This is a genomic window from Nonomuraea rhodomycinica, from assembly GCF_013363995.1.
Taxonomy (GTDB): domain Bacteria; phylum Actinomycetota; class Actinomycetes; order Streptosporangiales; family Streptosporangiaceae; genus Nonomuraea; species Nonomuraea rhodomycinica.
This window is the reverse complement of record NZ_JABWGO010000002.1, coordinates 669055-683561: the sequence shown is the minus strand read 5'-3', so window position 1 is coordinate 683561 and position 14507 is coordinate 669055. Positions and strand designations below refer to the sequence as shown.

11 protein-coding genes are annotated in these 14507 nt (G+C 73.1%); 6 read left to right on the top strand and 5 right to left on the bottom strand.

Annotated elements, in window-relative coordinates:
- Positions 1–5: 5 nt before the first annotated feature.
- On the bottom strand, positions 6–2735 hold the full coding sequence (locus tag HT134_RS14160; protein WP_175600794.1) for a helix-turn-helix transcriptional regulator: 2730 nt from the start codon (positions 2733–2735) through the stop codon (positions 6–8).
- A 162-nt stretch (positions 2736–2897) separates the two neighbouring features.
- On the opposite strand from HT134_RS14160, the gene HT134_RS14155 reads away from it, so the two are divergent.
- Positions 2898–3908: a LacI family DNA-binding transcriptional regulator gene (locus HT134_RS14155; protein ID WP_175600793.1), complete on the top strand. Its 1011-nt coding sequence runs from the start codon at positions 2898–2900 to the stop codon at positions 3906–3908.
- Here HT134_RS14155 and HT134_RS47620 read toward each other — a convergent pair.
- The gene (locus HT134_RS47620) at positions 3905–5545 is read right to left on the bottom strand and encodes a glycoside hydrolase family 43 protein (protein ID WP_175600792.1); all 1641 of its coding nucleotides are present in this window, start codon (positions 5543–5545) and stop codon (positions 3905–3907) included. The two genes, HT134_RS14155 and HT134_RS47620, sit on opposite strands and share 4 nt — an antisense overlap.
- Before the next feature lie 135 nt (positions 5546–5680).
- Between HT134_RS47620 and HT134_RS14145 the strand changes: the two genes are divergently transcribed.
- From HT134_RS14145 to HT134_RS14125, 5 genes are all read left to right on the top strand, one after another.
- Complete coding sequence (locus HT134_RS14145) at positions 5681–7036, top strand: ABC transporter substrate-binding protein (RefSeq protein WP_175600791.1); 1356 nt, start codon at positions 5681–5683, stop codon at positions 7034–7036.
- A 66-nt stretch (positions 7037–7102) separates the two neighbouring features.
- The gene (locus HT134_RS14140) at positions 7103–8026 is read left to right on the top strand and encodes a carbohydrate ABC transporter permease (RefSeq protein WP_175600790.1); all 924 of its coding nucleotides are present in this window, start codon (positions 7103–7105) and stop codon (positions 8024–8026) included.
- A complete protein-coding gene (locus HT134_RS14135) occupies positions 8023–8898 on the top strand; it encodes a carbohydrate ABC transporter permease (protein ID WP_175600789.1) in 876 nt (291 codons plus the stop codon). The genes HT134_RS14140 and HT134_RS14135 overlap by 4 nt, the downstream gene beginning before the upstream one ends.
- Positions 8899–8962: 64 nt before the next feature.
- The gene (gene yicI, locus HT134_RS14130; RefSeq protein ID WP_175600788.1) at positions 8963–11233 is read left to right on the top strand and encodes an alpha-xylosidase; all 2271 of its coding nucleotides are present in this window, start codon (positions 8963–8965) and stop codon (positions 11231–11233) included.
- Positions 11234–11366: 133 nt separating this feature from the next.
- Entirely contained in the window at positions 11367–11597 is a 231-nt protein-coding gene (locus tag HT134_RS14125; RefSeq protein WP_175600787.1) for a hypothetical protein, read from the top strand.
- 54 nt (positions 11598–11651) lie between these two features.
- On the opposite strand, the gene HT134_RS14120 is transcribed toward HT134_RS14125, so the two are convergent.
- From HT134_RS14120 to HT134_RS14110, 3 genes are all read right to left on the bottom strand, one after another.
- Positions 11652–12566 carry an LLM class flavin-dependent oxidoreductase gene (locus tag HT134_RS14120; protein ID WP_175600786.1) on the bottom strand — a complete coding sequence of 305 codons (915 nt, stop codon included), beginning with the start codon at positions 12564–12566 and terminating at the stop codon, positions 11652–11654.
- A gap of 157 nt (positions 12567–12723) precedes the next feature.
- Positions 12724–13818: an NAD(P)/FAD-dependent oxidoreductase gene (locus HT134_RS14115; protein WP_175600785.1), complete on the bottom strand. Its 1095-nt coding sequence runs from the start codon at positions 13816–13818 to the stop codon at positions 12724–12726.
- Positions 13819–13904: 86 nt separating this feature from the next.
- A complete protein-coding gene (locus tag HT134_RS14110; protein WP_175600784.1) occupies positions 13905–14387 on the bottom strand; it encodes a MarR family winged helix-turn-helix transcriptional regulator in 483 nt (160 codons plus the stop codon).
- Between the last annotated feature and the right edge of the window lie 120 nt (positions 14388–14507).

Sequence of the window (14507 nt, the reverse complement as noted above, 5' to 3'; positions counted from 1 at the left end):
GGTATTCAGACAGCTGTGCCGGGCGGCCGGTTAAGCATCGGGGCCAGTTCGGCCCGCGAGGTGATGCCCAGCTTGGGGAACGCCTTGTACAGGTGGTAGGCGACGGTGCGCGGGCTGAGGAACAGCCGGGCGGCCACGTCCCGGTTGGAGGCCCCGGTGGCGGCCAGCCGGACGACCTGGAGCTCCTGCGGGGTGAGGACGGCGAGCGGGTCGTGGGCGCCGTCACGGACGGCCGGCGCGTACCCGGCGGCCCGCAGCTCGTCCGCCGCGCGGGCCGCCCAGCCCGTGGCGCCGAGCCGGTCGAACAGGTCGTGGGCGGCGGTCAGCTGCCCTCTCGCCTCGGCGCGGCGCAGGCGGCGGCGCAGCCACTCCCCGTACAGCAGGTGCGTGCGGGCGTGTTCCAGAGAGTGGCCGTCGCGGTCGTGGTCGGCCAGGGCCTTGCGGTAGAGCGGCTCCGGGTCGTCGGCGAGCAGCGCCGCGCAGCGGGCCGCCACGGCCAGCGCCCACGGCCGCGCGCAGGCTTCGGCCCAGGCGGTCAGCCGGGCGAGCGCGGGGCCCGCCTCGCCCGGCACACCATGCCGGACGGCCGCCTCGACCAGGGCGGGAACGGCGTGCATCTGGACGCTGATCGTGTGCGCCGCCCGCCCCGCGCCCGCCTCGCGCAGCCGGGCCAGCGCCGCCTCGTAGCGCCCCCGCTGGAGGTCCAGCTCGGTGAGCGCGTGGACGGCCCAGCCGCGCGCGGCGGCGCGCCGGCCGTCGGCACTGGCGGCGTCCGCCTCGACGGCCATGGCCCGAGCGCGTTCCTCCTCGCCCGCGATCGCGTGCAGCCAGCTCAGCACGCCCGCCAGATGGCCACGCCGGTGCTCCTGCCCCGAGTCCGCGGCCACGCTCAGCCCTTCGCGGATCGACGCGAACGCCTCTCCCGGCCGCCCGAGCAGCATGTGGGCGGTGCCGAGCAGGCCGAGCGGCTGCGGGAGCAGCGTCGTGCGCCCCTCCCGATAGCACTCGGCGACCAGCCCCTCCGCGAGCTCGCCGACGAGCCCGTGGTCGCCGGTGAGCGACGCCGCGTAGGCGGCGGCCAGCCGCTGGGGGAACGGCATGGTCTCGTCCACGGTGCCGAGGTAGCGCGCCAGCTCCGGGACCGCGGCGGCCGGCTCCCCCAGGGACACCAGGCGCAGCCCGCGGACGAGCCCGGCCACGCCGCTCCCCTCCGCGTGCCGTTCCAGGCGGCGGAACAGGTCGCCGTGCCCCGCTCCGGCGTGCCAGGTGTAGACGGCCGCCCTGACCAGGACGGAGTCCCGGTTGTCCGGGTCGGCGGCGGTGGCCGGCACGGCCTCCTCGACGAGGATCGCGGCCGCCCTCCCCGGCATGCCGCGCTCGTACTCGATCAGCGCGCGGACACCCGCCAGCCGCCGGTCGGCCGCCGGCATCGCGCCCGGACGGCCGGGGCCGCCGCTCTCGGCACGGCGGGTCAGGCGGGCGGCGCGGTCGAGCTGCCCGGCCTCCAGCGCGGCGGTCGCGGCGTAGGACAGCCGGCGGAAGCGGTCGCCCGGCTCCGTGGTGAGCTCCGCCGCGCGTTCCGCGGCGGAGGCGGCGACGGACGGCGCTCCCCGGTCCATGGCCTGGCCGGCCACCTGGTCGAGGTCGCCGGCCAGGGCGTCGTCGGCGCCGGTCGCCGCCGCGGACAGGTGCCACACGCGGCGGGCGCCTTCCGTGGCCTCGGCGAGCGCCCGGTGCACCGCCGTGTGCTCGCCGATGTCCGAGGCGGCCTGGACGGCGACGCGGACGAGGGGGTGGCGCAGCGTGATGCCGCTCGCGTCGGCGCGCAGCAGCCCCGCCCGCTCGGCGACCGCGAGGGCCGCCAGGCCCGCCCCGCAGGCCGTCGCGGCGCCGATGATGACGTCGCGGTCGGCCGTCCCCGCCAGCGCGGCGGCCAGCAGGCAGAGCCGGGCCGCGGACGGCAAGGCCTCGACCTCGGAGCGGAAGCCGCGCAGCACCCGGCTCGGCGGCGTGCCGGACTCCGCGAAGGCCAGCACCGGCGGGGTGAACGCGCCCGCCCGCTGCTCCGGGCTCAGCGCGCGCGGCAGCTCCACCAGGGCCAGCGGGTTGCCCCGGGCCTCGCCGATGATCTGGTCCTGGACGTTGACGGCGAGCGACTGCTCGGCCAGCAGCCGCTCGGCCGCGTCCCTGGACAGTCCGGCCAGGTGGATCTCGTCCAGGTCGGGCATGGTGCGGAACCCGTCGCCGTCGCGCGCGGCGACGACCACGCCGACGGGCTCGGCGTGCAGCCGCCGCACGGCGAACACCAGCGCGTCGGCCGACTCCCGGTCCAGCCACTGGGCGTCGTCCACCAGGCAGAGCACCGGCCGCTCCGCAGACAGCTCGGCCAGCAGGCCCAGCACGGCGAGGCCCACCTGGAAGCGGTTGGCGCCGGTGGCCGCCTCCACGCCGAGCGCGGCGCGCAGGGCGGCGCGCTGGGCCTCCGGCAGCGCGTCCAGGCGGTCGAGCACCGGGTAGAGCAACAGGTGCAGAGCCGCGTACGGCAGTTCGGCCTCGGTCTCCACACCGGTGACGCGCAGGATCCGCAGGTCCGCGGCGGCGCCGGCGAGATGGTCGAGCAGCGTGGTCTTGCCGATGCCGGGCTCGCCGCGCACCACGAGGGAGGCCGCGCCGCCGTCACGGACGCGGTCCAGCAGCCGGTCGAGCAGTCGCCGCTCCGCCTCGCGTCCGTACATGTCCCGCCTGCCTCCGCCGGCCCTGGTCTCGTCGAGGACCGATGGTACGGCGGCGGGTGCGACGGTGACGCGCGAGGGCCGGAGCGCACGGCGGGTGTGACACCATCGACGTGACGCCCGGGCGGGCGGGAGCGTCGGGGCGGAAGCTGGGAAGTGAAGGGCATGAACCGGGCACCGGGCATGGTGGACGTGGCGCGCGAGGCCGGGGTGTCGCACGTCACGGTCTCCCGCGTCCTCAACGATCACCCCTCCGTACGGCCGGAGACCCGGGCCCGCGTCGAGGCCGCCATCGAGAAGCTCGGCTACCGCCGCAACAGCGTGGCCCGCGCGCTCAAGAGCCGCCGGTCCTCGACCATCGGCGTCGTGCTGGCCGGGGCCGAGCTGTACGAGCTGCCCCGCATCCTGCGCGGCGTACAGACCGCGGCGCAGCGGGCCGGATACTGGGTCAACCTGGCCGCCTGGCAGGGCGGCACCACCAGGGACCTCGCCGAGACGCTGCAGCGGCTCACCGACCAGGCGGTGGAGGCCATCGCGGTCATCGCCGACCGGCCCATGGTGGCCGACGCCCTGGCCGACGTCGTCACCGGCGTGCCCGTGACGGTGGTCATGTCCGGCGACGTGCCCAACCCGGATCTCGGCTTCGTCGAGCTCGACCAGGAGCTCGGCGCGCGGCTCGCCGTGCGGCACCTGCTGGAGCTGGGGCATCGCGACATCGCCCACCTGACCGGCGCGCTGCGCACCTTCGACGCCCGGGCGCGCGTCGAGGGCTGGCGCTCCGCGCTGGCGGAGGCGCCGGACGCCCGCGGGGAGCTGCTGGAGGGCGACTTCACCGGCAACAGCGGCTACCGGCTGGCCCACTACCTCGTCACCCGCCGGACCGGCGAGCGGCCGACGGCGATCTTCGCCGGCAACGACCAGATGGCCATGGGGGTGCTGGCCGCCTTCGCCGAACTCGGCGTCAAGGTGCCCGGCGACGTCTCGCTCGTCGGGTTCGACGACATCGCGGGCGCGGCGTACCTGGTGCCCGCGCTCACCACGGTCCGCCAGGACTTCTTCGGCCTGGGCGAGCGCTCCATCCAGCAGGTGCTGCGCATGATGCGCGGCGAGCCGGCCTCCTCCGAGCGGATCGCCCCCGAGCTGGTGGTGCGGCGCAGCACGGCGCCGCCCCGCTAGCTCGTCGCGGGCTGGTACTCGAACCAGTGCACGTGCGCCTGTCCGTCGCCGGCACGGCCGTTGCCGGTCGCGTACAGACCGAGATAGACCCCCACGAACCCGCCCGCCCGCTCGGTGCTGAAGAACGACCGCTCGACGCCGGCCAGGCTGGTCCACCGGTCGGTGCCCGGGTCCTGGAAGCGGAAGGTGTAGCGGTCCTCGTCCCCCTCGACCGCGAGCACCGCCTCGCCGGCCGCCACCGGCGCGGAGGCCAGGCGGGTGCTCGTGCCCGCCTGGCGGACGGTCAGCACCACCCGGGGCCGCCCGCCGCCGTCCACGGTGAGGGCGAGCGTGGCGTGGTGGTCCTGGTTCTGGAAGACGGCGATCCCGGCCTCCTGCGCCGGGTGCGCCGCGGAGAAGCCGATGCGCGCCCGGGCGTGGAAGCGGACATGGCGCTGGCGGCGGCCGAGGAACGTCGGCACGCCGGTGGAGGACAGCGGCTCCGGGGACAGGGCGAGGTCCAGCCCGCCGCCGTCGGCCGAGGGTCTGACGCGGTCGTGGACGGGGCCTCGGAGGCTGTTCCACTCCAGCCCGGGCACGGGCCCGTCGAAGCGCTCCCGTACCGGCGCCGCGTCGTCGCGCCGCTCCCGCTCCGGGTCGTCGGAGTGCTCCGCGTCGTCGTCCGGTCCACCGGTGGCGATCGACGGCAACCGCTTCGAGTCCGGTCCGCCGGTGGCGATCGACGGCAGACGCTCCGACAGGCGCACGCCGCCCGTCTCCGGGGCGAAGACCGGCCCGCGGGCGTCCCACGAGACGGGCACCAGGAACACCTCCCGGCCCAGCGTGTGCGTGCCCTCGATCGGCCGGACCCCGAGCGCCACCGCCCACGTCTCGCCGTCGGGGGTGTCCACCAGGTCGACGTGGCCGACGTTCTGGACGGGCTCGTCCTGGCCGCGGTGGCGGTGGGTCAGCAGCGGGCTGCGCGGATCGGTGACGTAGGGGCCGGTGACGGCGTCGGAGCGGGCCGCGGTGACGCTGTGGTTGCCCTCGGTGCCGCCCTCGGCGGCGATCAGGTGGTACACGCCGTCCCGCTTGTACAGGTGGGGCGCCTCCACCCACGCCCCGCGTACGGCGCCGTGCCACAGCACGTGGGTGGGGCCGACCAGCTTGAGGCGGTCGAGGTCCAGCTCGCGCATCCACAGCTCGCCGGGCCCGCCGCCGGGCTCGACGGCGTCGCGGCAGGCCGTCAGCCAGCACCGGCCGTCGTCGTCGAAGAACAGCGAGGGGTCGATGCCCTCGGCCTCCAGCGGGACCGGATCCGACCACGGCCCGGCGGGGTCGTCGGCCGTGACGACGAAGGTGACGCTGCCCTGCCGGTTCCTGGCCAGGGTGGAGACCACGTAGAACGTGCCGTCGTGGTGGCGGATGGTCGGCGCCCAGATCCCGTCGGAGACGTCCAGGCCCTCCAGCGACAGCGGCCCCGGCCGGTCGAGCACGTGCGTGAGCTGCCGCCAGCTCACCAGGTCCCGGCTGTGGAAGAGGGGGATGCCGGGGAAGTAGGCGAACGACGAGGTGACCAGGTAGAAGTCATCGCCGGCTCGGCAGATCGACGGGTCCGGATAGCAGCCGGGCAGGACCGGGTTGCGGAAGGTGGGCACGGGGATGCGGCTCCGTAGCGTGTCGGCTCTGTCACGAGCAGGGGGCTTGACAGGATGACAACGTTAACATCAGGTTAGATCCCAACGCACGACCCGGCACTCCGCCGTGACGCACCACCCGCCGAGGAGCTCGTCATGACCCCACCGACCCTCCCCCCGCCTCGACGCCGCCGGCCCGGGACGTCCCTGGCCGCCGCCGCGCTGGCGGTCGCCCTGACGGCGTCGCTCGCCGCCTGCTCGTCCGCCGAGGCGCCCTCCTCGGGCACGGCGAGCGACGGCGGGCCGGTCACGCTGCAGGTGTGGACCTGGAACCTCAAGGGCACCGACCCGCGGGCCAAGGCGGTCATCGACAAGTACCACCAGTTGCACCCGGACGTCACCGTCAAGCTGGCGGAGGTCGGCGGGACCGCCGAGACGGCCTCCAAGCTGCTGGCCGCCGACAAGGCGGGCGACACCCCCGACGTCGTGCAACTGGAGTACCGGGGCGTGCCCGCCGTGGTGACGGCCGGAGCCGTGAAGGACATCACCGCCGACGTGGCGGGCGTGAAGGCGGGCATCGAGCCCAACATCTGGGCCCTGACCACCTTCGACGGCCAGGTCTACGGCGTGCCCCAGGACATCGGCCCCATGGTGCTCACCTACCGCAAGGACCTGTTCGACAAGTACGGCGCCAAGGTCCCCACCACCTGGGCCGAGTACGCCAAGGCGGCGGAGCAGATCCACAAGAAGGATCCCAGCGTCTACATCGCCAGCTTCTCCGCCGCCCAGCTCGAGTTCTTCGCCGCCCAGGCCGCCCAGGCCGGCGCCCAGTGGTGGAGCAACGACGGCAAGACGTGGAAGGTCGGCATCGACAGCGAGGCGTCGCTGAAGACCGCCGACTTCTGGCAGGATCTCGTGGAGCGCGATCTGGTCAAGGTCGAGCCGCTGCTCACGCCGGAATGGAACGCGCAGGTCAACAGCGGCAAGCTCCTCAGCTGGGCCGCCGCGGCCTGGGCGCCCAACGTGATCTACTCGGTGGCGCCGGACACCGCGGGCACGTGGGAGTCGGCGCCGCTGCCGCAATGGACGCCCGGCGATCCGGCCGTGCCGTTCCTGGGCGGCTCCGCCTTCCTGGTGCCGGCCAAGTCCAAGCACGCCAAGGAGGCCGCGGCCTTCGCCGCCTGGCTGGGCGCCTCCGACGAGGGCTCCAAGGCGCAGCTCAGCCTCGACATCTATCCCGGCGGGAACGCCGGCCGTCAGGCGACGCTCACCCATGAGCCGCCCCGGCTGATGCCGCAGCAGAAGGACTTCTACCAGGTCACCGACCAGGTGATCAAGAACACCACCATCCCCGTCACCTGGGGGCCCAACGTGAACGTGGCGCAGACCGCCTTCGGGGACGCGCTCAACGCCGCCGCGCTCAACAAGACCTCCTTCCGGGCGGTGTACCAGGCCACGCAGCAAGCCGTCGTCGCCGACCTGCAGAAGTCCGGCTATACCGTCAGCAAGTAGGGGCCGGGCCCGGCCACCCGCCGGGCCCCACCTCACCGGCCTCTCGACCCTCACCCTGGACGCCCCATGCCCGCCACCCCCGCCCGACGCTCGCGCCTGCGCGCCGCGGCCACCCCGTGGCTGTTCGCCACGCCCGCGATCGTGCTGTTCACCCTGTTCCTCATCATCCCGATCGGTTACGCGATCTACCTGAGCTTCCGCGGCTTCCGCATCGAGGGCGGCGGCGCGTTCGGGCGGCGCGTGCAGTCCTTCGTCGGCCTCGACAACTACCTCACCGCGCTCACCGATCCCGAGTACGTCGCCGGGCTCGGGCGGGTGCTGCTCTACGGCCTCGTCGCCATCCCCAGCGTGCTGGGCCTGGCCCTGCTGTTCGCGCTGCTGCTCGACACCCCGAGGGTGCGGGCGCGCGGCTTCGCCCGCACCGCGATCTTCCTGCCGTACGCGGTGCCCGGCGTCATCGCCAGCCTGCTGTGGGGCTTCCTCTACCTGCCCAGCACCAGCCCGATCAGCTACCTCGCCAGGCAGCTGCACGCCGGGCCGCTGGACTTCTTCGGCTTCCCCACCCTGTACTTCTCGCTGGCCAACATCGCGCTGTGGTCGGGCGTGGGCTTCAACATGATCATCATCTTCACGTCGTTGCGCGCCATCCCGACCTCGGTCTACGAGGCGGCCCGCATCGACGGGGCCAGTGAGCTGCAGATCGCCTGGCGCATCAAGATCCCGCTGGTCGCGCCCGCCCTCGTGCTCACCGGCCTGTTCTCCGTGATCGGCACCCTGCAGCTCTACAGCGAGCCGGCGACGCTGCGGCCGATGTCGACGACCATCAGCTTCACCTGGGTGCCGCTGATGAAGATCTACCAGGAGGCGTTCATGAACGACAACCTCGGCGGGGCCGCCGCCGCCTCCGTCGTCCTGGCCCTGGGCATCCTCGTGCTGTCGCTGCTGCTGCTGCGCTTCTTCCAGCGCCGCACCTTCGGGGACGACGCGTGAGCGCCGGCGACCGCACGGTCCTGACGCGGCGCCGGCCGGGAACGGCGCGACGGCCGCGGCTGGCGACGGTCGTGCTGCTGCTCGGCGCGCTGTACTGCCTGGCCCCCGTCGCGTGGGTGGTCATCGCCTCCTCCAAGAGCCCGCGCGAGCTGTTCACCACCTTCTCCTTCGCCCCGGGCAGCGGGTTCGCCGACAACCTGGCCGCGCTCGGCGGCTACGGCGACGGCCAGTTCTGGCGGTGGGGGCTGAACTCCCTGCTGTACGCCGGGCTCGGCGCGATCCTGTCCACGCTGGTGTCGGCCATGGCCGGCTACGCCCTGGCCAAGTTCCGCTTCCGGGGACGTCAGGCGCTGTTCTCGGTGATCCTCGCCGGCGTGCTGGTGCCCGGCATCGTGCTGGCCGTCCCGCAGTACCTGCTGCTGGCCGCCGTCGGCCTGGCCGGGACCTACTGGTCGGTCCTCCTGCCGGTGATCATCAACCCGTTCGGCATCTTCCTGTGCCGGGTCTTCGCGGCGGCCTCGCTGCCGGAGAGCACGCTGGAGGCGGCCCGCCTGGACGGCGCCGGAGAGGTCCACATCTTCGTGCGCATCGTCCTGCCGATGATGGTGCAGGGCCTCGTGACCGTGTTCCTGCTGCAGTTCGTCGGCATCTGGAACAACTTCCTGCTGCCCTTCATCATGCTCTCCGACCAGGACAAGTACCCGATCACGCTCGGCCTGTACACGTTCCTGGGCAAGGGCGCGGGGGACGGCGACCTGTACTCGCTGGTCATCATGGGCTCGGCCGTGTCCGTCGTCCCGCTGGTCGTCCTCGTCCTGGTGCTGCAGCGCTTCTGGCGCGCCGACCTGCTGGCCGGCGGTCTGAAGGGATGACGGCCGGGACGCGCCCGCGGCGCGTCCCCCGTCCGGCACCGTTGTCTGAAAAGGATCCCCACCGATGAAGTTCACCGACGGGCTCTGGCAGCTGCGTCCCGGCGTCACCGCGCTGTACGCCGCCGAGGCCCACGACATCTGGCCGGAGGACGGGGCATTCACCGTCACCGCGCCCACCACCGTCATCCACCGCCGGGGCGACACCCTCAACCGCCCGGTGCTCACGCTCCGGCTGTCGGCGCCGCTGCCGGACGTGATCCGCGTCCGGATCGACCACCACGTCGGGGGCGGCGTGGAGCGGGGCTTCGACCTGGTCGGCGCCGAGGACGGCCACGGCGTCGTCGAAACGGACGGCACCGGCGCGGTGACGCTCACCAGCGGCGGGCTGAGCGCCACCATGAGGCCCGGCGCCCCCTGGGACCTGTCCTTCCACGGTGACGGGCGCCCGCTGACCTCCAGCGGCGCCAAGTCCATCGGCTACTTCCGGCTCGCCGCCGACGCGCAGGTGGACCCGGGCCCCGTCGGCAACGCCCGGGGCGGCACCGGCGGGCCCCGCTCGTCGGTCCATCTCGCCCAGCAGCTCGCGCTCGGCGTGGGCGAGGTCGTCTACGGGCTCGGGGAGCGCTTCGGGCCGCTGGTCAAGAACGGCCAGACCGTGGAGATCTGGAACGCCGACGGCGGCACCTCCTCCGAGCAGGCCTACAAGAACGTGCCGTTCTACCTGACCAACCGCGGGTACGGCGTCTTCGTCAACCATCCCGGTCACGTCTCGTACGAGATCGGGTCGGAGGCGGTGCAGCGCGCGCAGTTCTCGGTCGCGGGCGAGAGCCTGGAGTACTTCGTGATCCACGGGCCGTCCCCGGAGCGGATCCTCGAACGGTACACCGCGCTCACCGGCCGCCCCGCGCGCCTGCCCGCGTGGTCCTACGGCCTGTGGCTGTCGACGTCGTTCACCACCGACTACGACGAGCGGACGGTGACCTCGTTCATCGACGGCATGGCCGAGCGTGACCTGCCGCTGTCGGTCTTCCACTTCGACTGCTTCTGGATGCGCGAGTTCAACTGGTGCGACTTCGCGTGGGACCCGCGCGTCTTCCCCGACCCCGAGGGCATGCTGGCCCGCCTGCGCGCGAAGGACCTGCGGGTCTGCGTGTGGATCAACCCCTACATCGGCCAGCGCTCACCGCTGTTCGCCGAGGCCGCCGAGCGCGGCTTCCTGCTCAGGCGTCCGGACGGGTCGGTGTGGCAGTGGGACCTGTGGCAGGCCGGCATGGGGCTCGTCGACTTCACCAACCCGGACGCGACCCGGTGGTTCCAGTCGAAGCTGCGCGCGCTTCAGGATCAGGGAGTCGACGCTTTCAAGACCGACTTCGGGGAGCGCATCCCGCTGGACGTCGCCTACTTCGACGGCTCCGCGCCCGAGCGGATGCACAACCTCTACACGCAGCTCTACAACGCGGCGGTGTTCGAGGTGCTGGAGGACAAGCGCGGCGCCGGCGAGGCGGTGCTGTTCGCGCGGTCGGCTACCGCGGGCGGCCAGCGGATGCCGGTGCACTGGGGCGGCGACACGGGGTCGAGCTACGCGTCCATGGCGGAGACCCTGCGCGGTGGCCTGTCGCTCGCGTTCTCCGGCTTCTCCTTCTGGAGCCACGACATCGGCGGCTTCGAGGGCACCCCCGACCCCGGCGTCTTCAAGCGCTGGGTCGCCTTCGGGCTCATGTCGTCGCACTCGCGGCTGCACGGCTCGTCGTCCTACCGCGTGCCGTGGGCCTTCGACGAGGAGGCGGTCGAGGTGACCCGGGTGTTCACCAAGCTCAAGCTCCGGCTGATGCCGTACCTGTTCCAGGCGGGCGTCCGGGCGCACGAGCGTGGGACGCCCGTCATGCGCCCCATGGCGATGGCCTTCCCCGGCGACCGCAACGCCGCCCACCTCGACACCCAGTACATGCTCGGCCCCGACCTGCTCGTCGCGCCGGTGTTCACCCCCGACGGCACGGTGGAGCTCTACCTGCCGGACGGCACGTGGACGAACTACCTGACGGGCGAGCGGGTGGAGGGCGGACGCTGGCGCACCGAGACCCACGGCTTCACCTCGATGCCGATCTACGTGCGGGAAGGCGCCGTCCTGCCGGTCGGGGCCAGGGACGACCGGCCGGACTACGACTACCTCGACGGCCTGACGCTGCGCGTGTACCCGGGCCCGGACGGCGAGACGACGCTCACCGTCACCGACCACGCCTCGGGAGCGGCGACGCCGTTCACCGTCACCCGCTCCGGCGGCGAGGTCTCGGTCTCCTCCCCTCTCGCCTCCGGCTGGACCCACCAACCGGCCTGACGGACGGTTGATGCCGGGTAAGCGCCGCCTGTTGCTGACAGCCTTGATCAACGCGGTTATCGTGAGGGCGATTCACGTGCACGGCTTCGGCGTTCGCTCTGGTCCACAACCGCATTGACCTGGAGGAACCTTCGTGAGAATCAAGCGTGGGATCGTCACGGCGGCGCTGGCCGCCGGTCTGCTGGCCCTCGGATCGACCCCGGCTCATGCCATTCCTCCTCCCCCGCCCGGCGGTGACCTCCTCACCGTCATCAGCTACTGGGCCGGCGACACGCTCGTCGGACAGCGCTGGTTCGGCTGCAACCAGACGGGCCAGTGGGGCACTCAGGACGGCCAGGCGAAGGTCTCCTGGGTGGCCTGCTGATCGGAGCCTGCGCGATCTCCCCGGAGCCGTCCATGGCGGCTCCGGGCGACGGCCTCAGTCGTTCTTCGCCGCGACCGCCTCGCGCACGGCCGGGACGATCTCCGCGGCCCAGCGGCCGAGCGTGACGAGGTCCGAGGCGCCGTGATCGGGGGCGAAGAGGATGAAGCCCGACGCGTCGTGCTCCAGCACGGCCTCGGTCAGCTCCTCGACCCATTGGCCGACGGAGCCGCCGACCCAGCGGCCGTCCTGGTCGCGGGTGGCCGGCAGCGGACGGTCGGTGATGCGCCCGGGGAAGTTGTAGATCGTCCGGATCTCGCGCGGGTCCCGGCCCACGGCCGCCGCCGCCTCGTCGATGATCGGGCGCGAGGTCCGGTAGCGCTCGCTGCGCCAGTCCGCCGCGTGGCCGGGGAGCCAGCCGTCGGCCACCCGGCCGGTGGCGGCCAGCGACCTCGGTCCGTTCGATCCCGTCCACACCGGGGGCGCGGCCACGGGGGCGGGCTCGATCCGGTTCACCTGGTAGTGGCGGCCCTGGAAGGTGACCGGCGGTCCGCCGCCCGACAGCTTCTTGACCAGCACGATCGCTTCCTCGAAGGCGTCCACGGCGTCGCCCGGCGACAGCCGCGGGACGCCCATGTCGGAGATCCGGTCCCACAGCCCGCCCGCGCCCATGCCGAGCACGACGCGGCCCTCCGACAGCGCCGACAGCGACGTCACCGTCCGGGCCAGCATGGGAGCGGGCCGGGTCGGCAGGTTGGTGACGTTGGCGAAGCCGGCGATGTGCTCGGTCCGGCCGAGGATGAAGCCGAGCGCGGCGTAGGCGTCGAGGCGCCCGCCGATGTAGGGATGGTCCGACAGCGAGAAGATGTCGAGCCGGTCGCGGTCGGCCTGCTGGGCCATGCGCAGCAGTTGCGGCGCCTCGTGGATGCCGCTGTGCGCCCCGAAGCCGAAGACGACGTCGTGTGCAGACACGGTTCTGCCTTTCCTTGTGGATTTCCCGATTATCAGAGGGAGCCCGCCGCGGGCAGGTGGCTCGGCGCGGGGCGGCGTCCCCCGGGCGAGGCGGAGCCGGACGGTCCCGTCCCGTCCTCCCGGCTGCGGGGAAGCCGGACGGTCCCGTCCTCCGGGCTCAGGCGGAGCCGAACTGTTCGGTGAAGCGGCCGGTGAACAGGTCGGCGCCCTTGTACGCCGACACGGTCTCCGCCGGGACGACGGCCGGGCCGTCAGGGGTGGGCAACTGGCCGACGCCGCCGCGCGGCCCGAGCGGAAGCAGGATCATGGGGTACGGCAGAGGCCGGTAGGTCGCCGTGGGCTGCTCGCCGTTCAGCCGGGCGAGGATGTTGCGCGCCACCACGTCGGCGTGCTGCATGGCGTACCCCGCCATCTTGGCCTCGGGGACGTCGGTGATGTCGCCGATCGCGTAGACGTGGTCGTACCCCCTGACGTTGAGCGTCTCGGTGACCGGGACCTGCCCCTGCGCGTTGCGGACGGTGAGCCGGCCGTCGGCGAGGTAGTCGCTGTTGGTGCGCACGCCGTACGCGCGGAACCAGATGTCGGCGGTGATCTCCTCACCTCCGGTGGTGGTGACGGTGAAGGTCTCGGCCTGGCCGGGCTCGGTCGCCGGCGGCGCGACCAGCCCGGCGCCCAGCCGCAGGCGTACGCCGAGCTCGTCGAGCTGGCGGTGCAGGTCCTGGCGCAGCTCGTCCGGGAAGGCGGGCAGCAGCCGCCCGGCCGGATCGACGACGGTCACCTGCTTGTGCGGCCAGACCTCCTTGATCTCCCCGGCCAGCTCCAGGCCGACCGGCCCGGCGCCGAGGATCAGCACCCGTTCGGCGCCGGCCAGCTCCTTGTGGGTCCGGCGGAGGTCGTCCAGCACCTCGTCGGCGGAGTCGGAGACGGGCTTGGCCGGGTAGGCGTAGCTGGAGCCCGTCGCCAGGACCAGATGGCCGGCCTCGATGCGTTCGCCCGAGGCCAGGGTGACGCCGCCGGCGTCCACGGAGACCGCGCGGTCGCGGACCACCCGGCCCCGCGTCAGCCACTGCTCGTAGGGGAAGAACATGTTGCCTGCCCACTCGGGCCGGGTCAGCGCCCGCAGCGAGCCCGCCGTGTTGACGAACGCGTCGCGGGGGTCCACGAGGACGACCTCGGCCTCGGCGTCCAGCGCCCTGGCGAGCGCCGAACCGCCGTAACCGCCGCCGACGACCACCACCGTACGACTGCTCATGATGTCACGCCCCCATCCGGGAAAGAGGTTCAGTTCGTGCTACGAACCATAATAGTTCGTGACACGAACTGCAACCCGGGAGCGCTCTAACGTTCGTGCTCCAGGCCGGCCCCTCCCCCGGGCTCCAGGAAGACCACGGGGACCTTGTTGGCCTCCACGACGCCGCCGAGCAGGCCGGCGAGCGTCTCGCGGTCCGCGTCGGACAGGCCCGTCGTCAGGTTCTCGATCCGCCGGCAGGTCTCGACGTAGAACTCCTCCGCGACCTTGGAGCCCTTCCTGGTGAGCGCGATCCGCACCGCGCGTGAGTCCTGCGGGTCGGGTTTGCGCTGGACCAGGCCGTTGCGCTCGGTGCGGTCCACCAGCCCGGTGAGGCTCGACTTGGCCAGCCCCAGCACCGCGCCCAGCTCCCCCATGCCGTACGACTGCGCCATCAGCACGCACAGCAGCTGACCCTGCTGCGAGGTGAGGCCGTACTCCCGGGCGGACTCGGCGTACACCGCGTTCACCAGGAACGTGGACCGCACCAGCGCGGCCACCACTCCGATCTGTCCTTCATATTGCTTAGCCACGTGTTCAGACTAACATTTCCGAGGCCTTACAATTCGCGAGACGAACTACCGCCGGCGGACGCGCCGGCGCGTCCGCCGGCGCGCGTTCTCCGCTCAGGCCTCTGGCCGGGGAGCCCGCCC

Excerpts from the sequence above, each read along its gene's own strand:
- HT134_RS14160 (WP_175600794.1), bottom strand. The coding sequence starts at position 2,735 with ATGTACGGACGCGAGGCGGAGCGGCGACTGCTCGACCGGCTGCTGGAC.
- HT134_RS14155 (WP_175600793.1), top strand. The coding sequence starts at position 2,898 with ATGAACCGGGCACCGGGCATGGTGGACGTGGCGCGCGAGGCCGGGGTG.
- HT134_RS14145 (WP_175600791.1), top strand. The coding sequence starts at position 5,681 with ATGACCCCACCGACCCTCCCCCCGCCTCGACGCCGCCGGCCCGGGACG.
- HT134_RS14140 (WP_175600790.1), top strand. The coding sequence starts at position 7,103 with ATGCCCGCCACCCCCGCCCGACGCTCGCGCCTGCGCGCCGCGGCCACC.
- yicI (WP_175600788.1), top strand. The coding sequence starts at position 8,963 with ATGAAGTTCACCGACGGGCTCTGGCAGCTGCGTCCCGGCGTCACCGCG.
- HT134_RS14115 (WP_175600785.1), bottom strand. The coding sequence starts at position 13,818 with ATGAGCAGTCGTACGGTGGTGGTCGTCGGCGGCGGTTACGGCGGTTCG.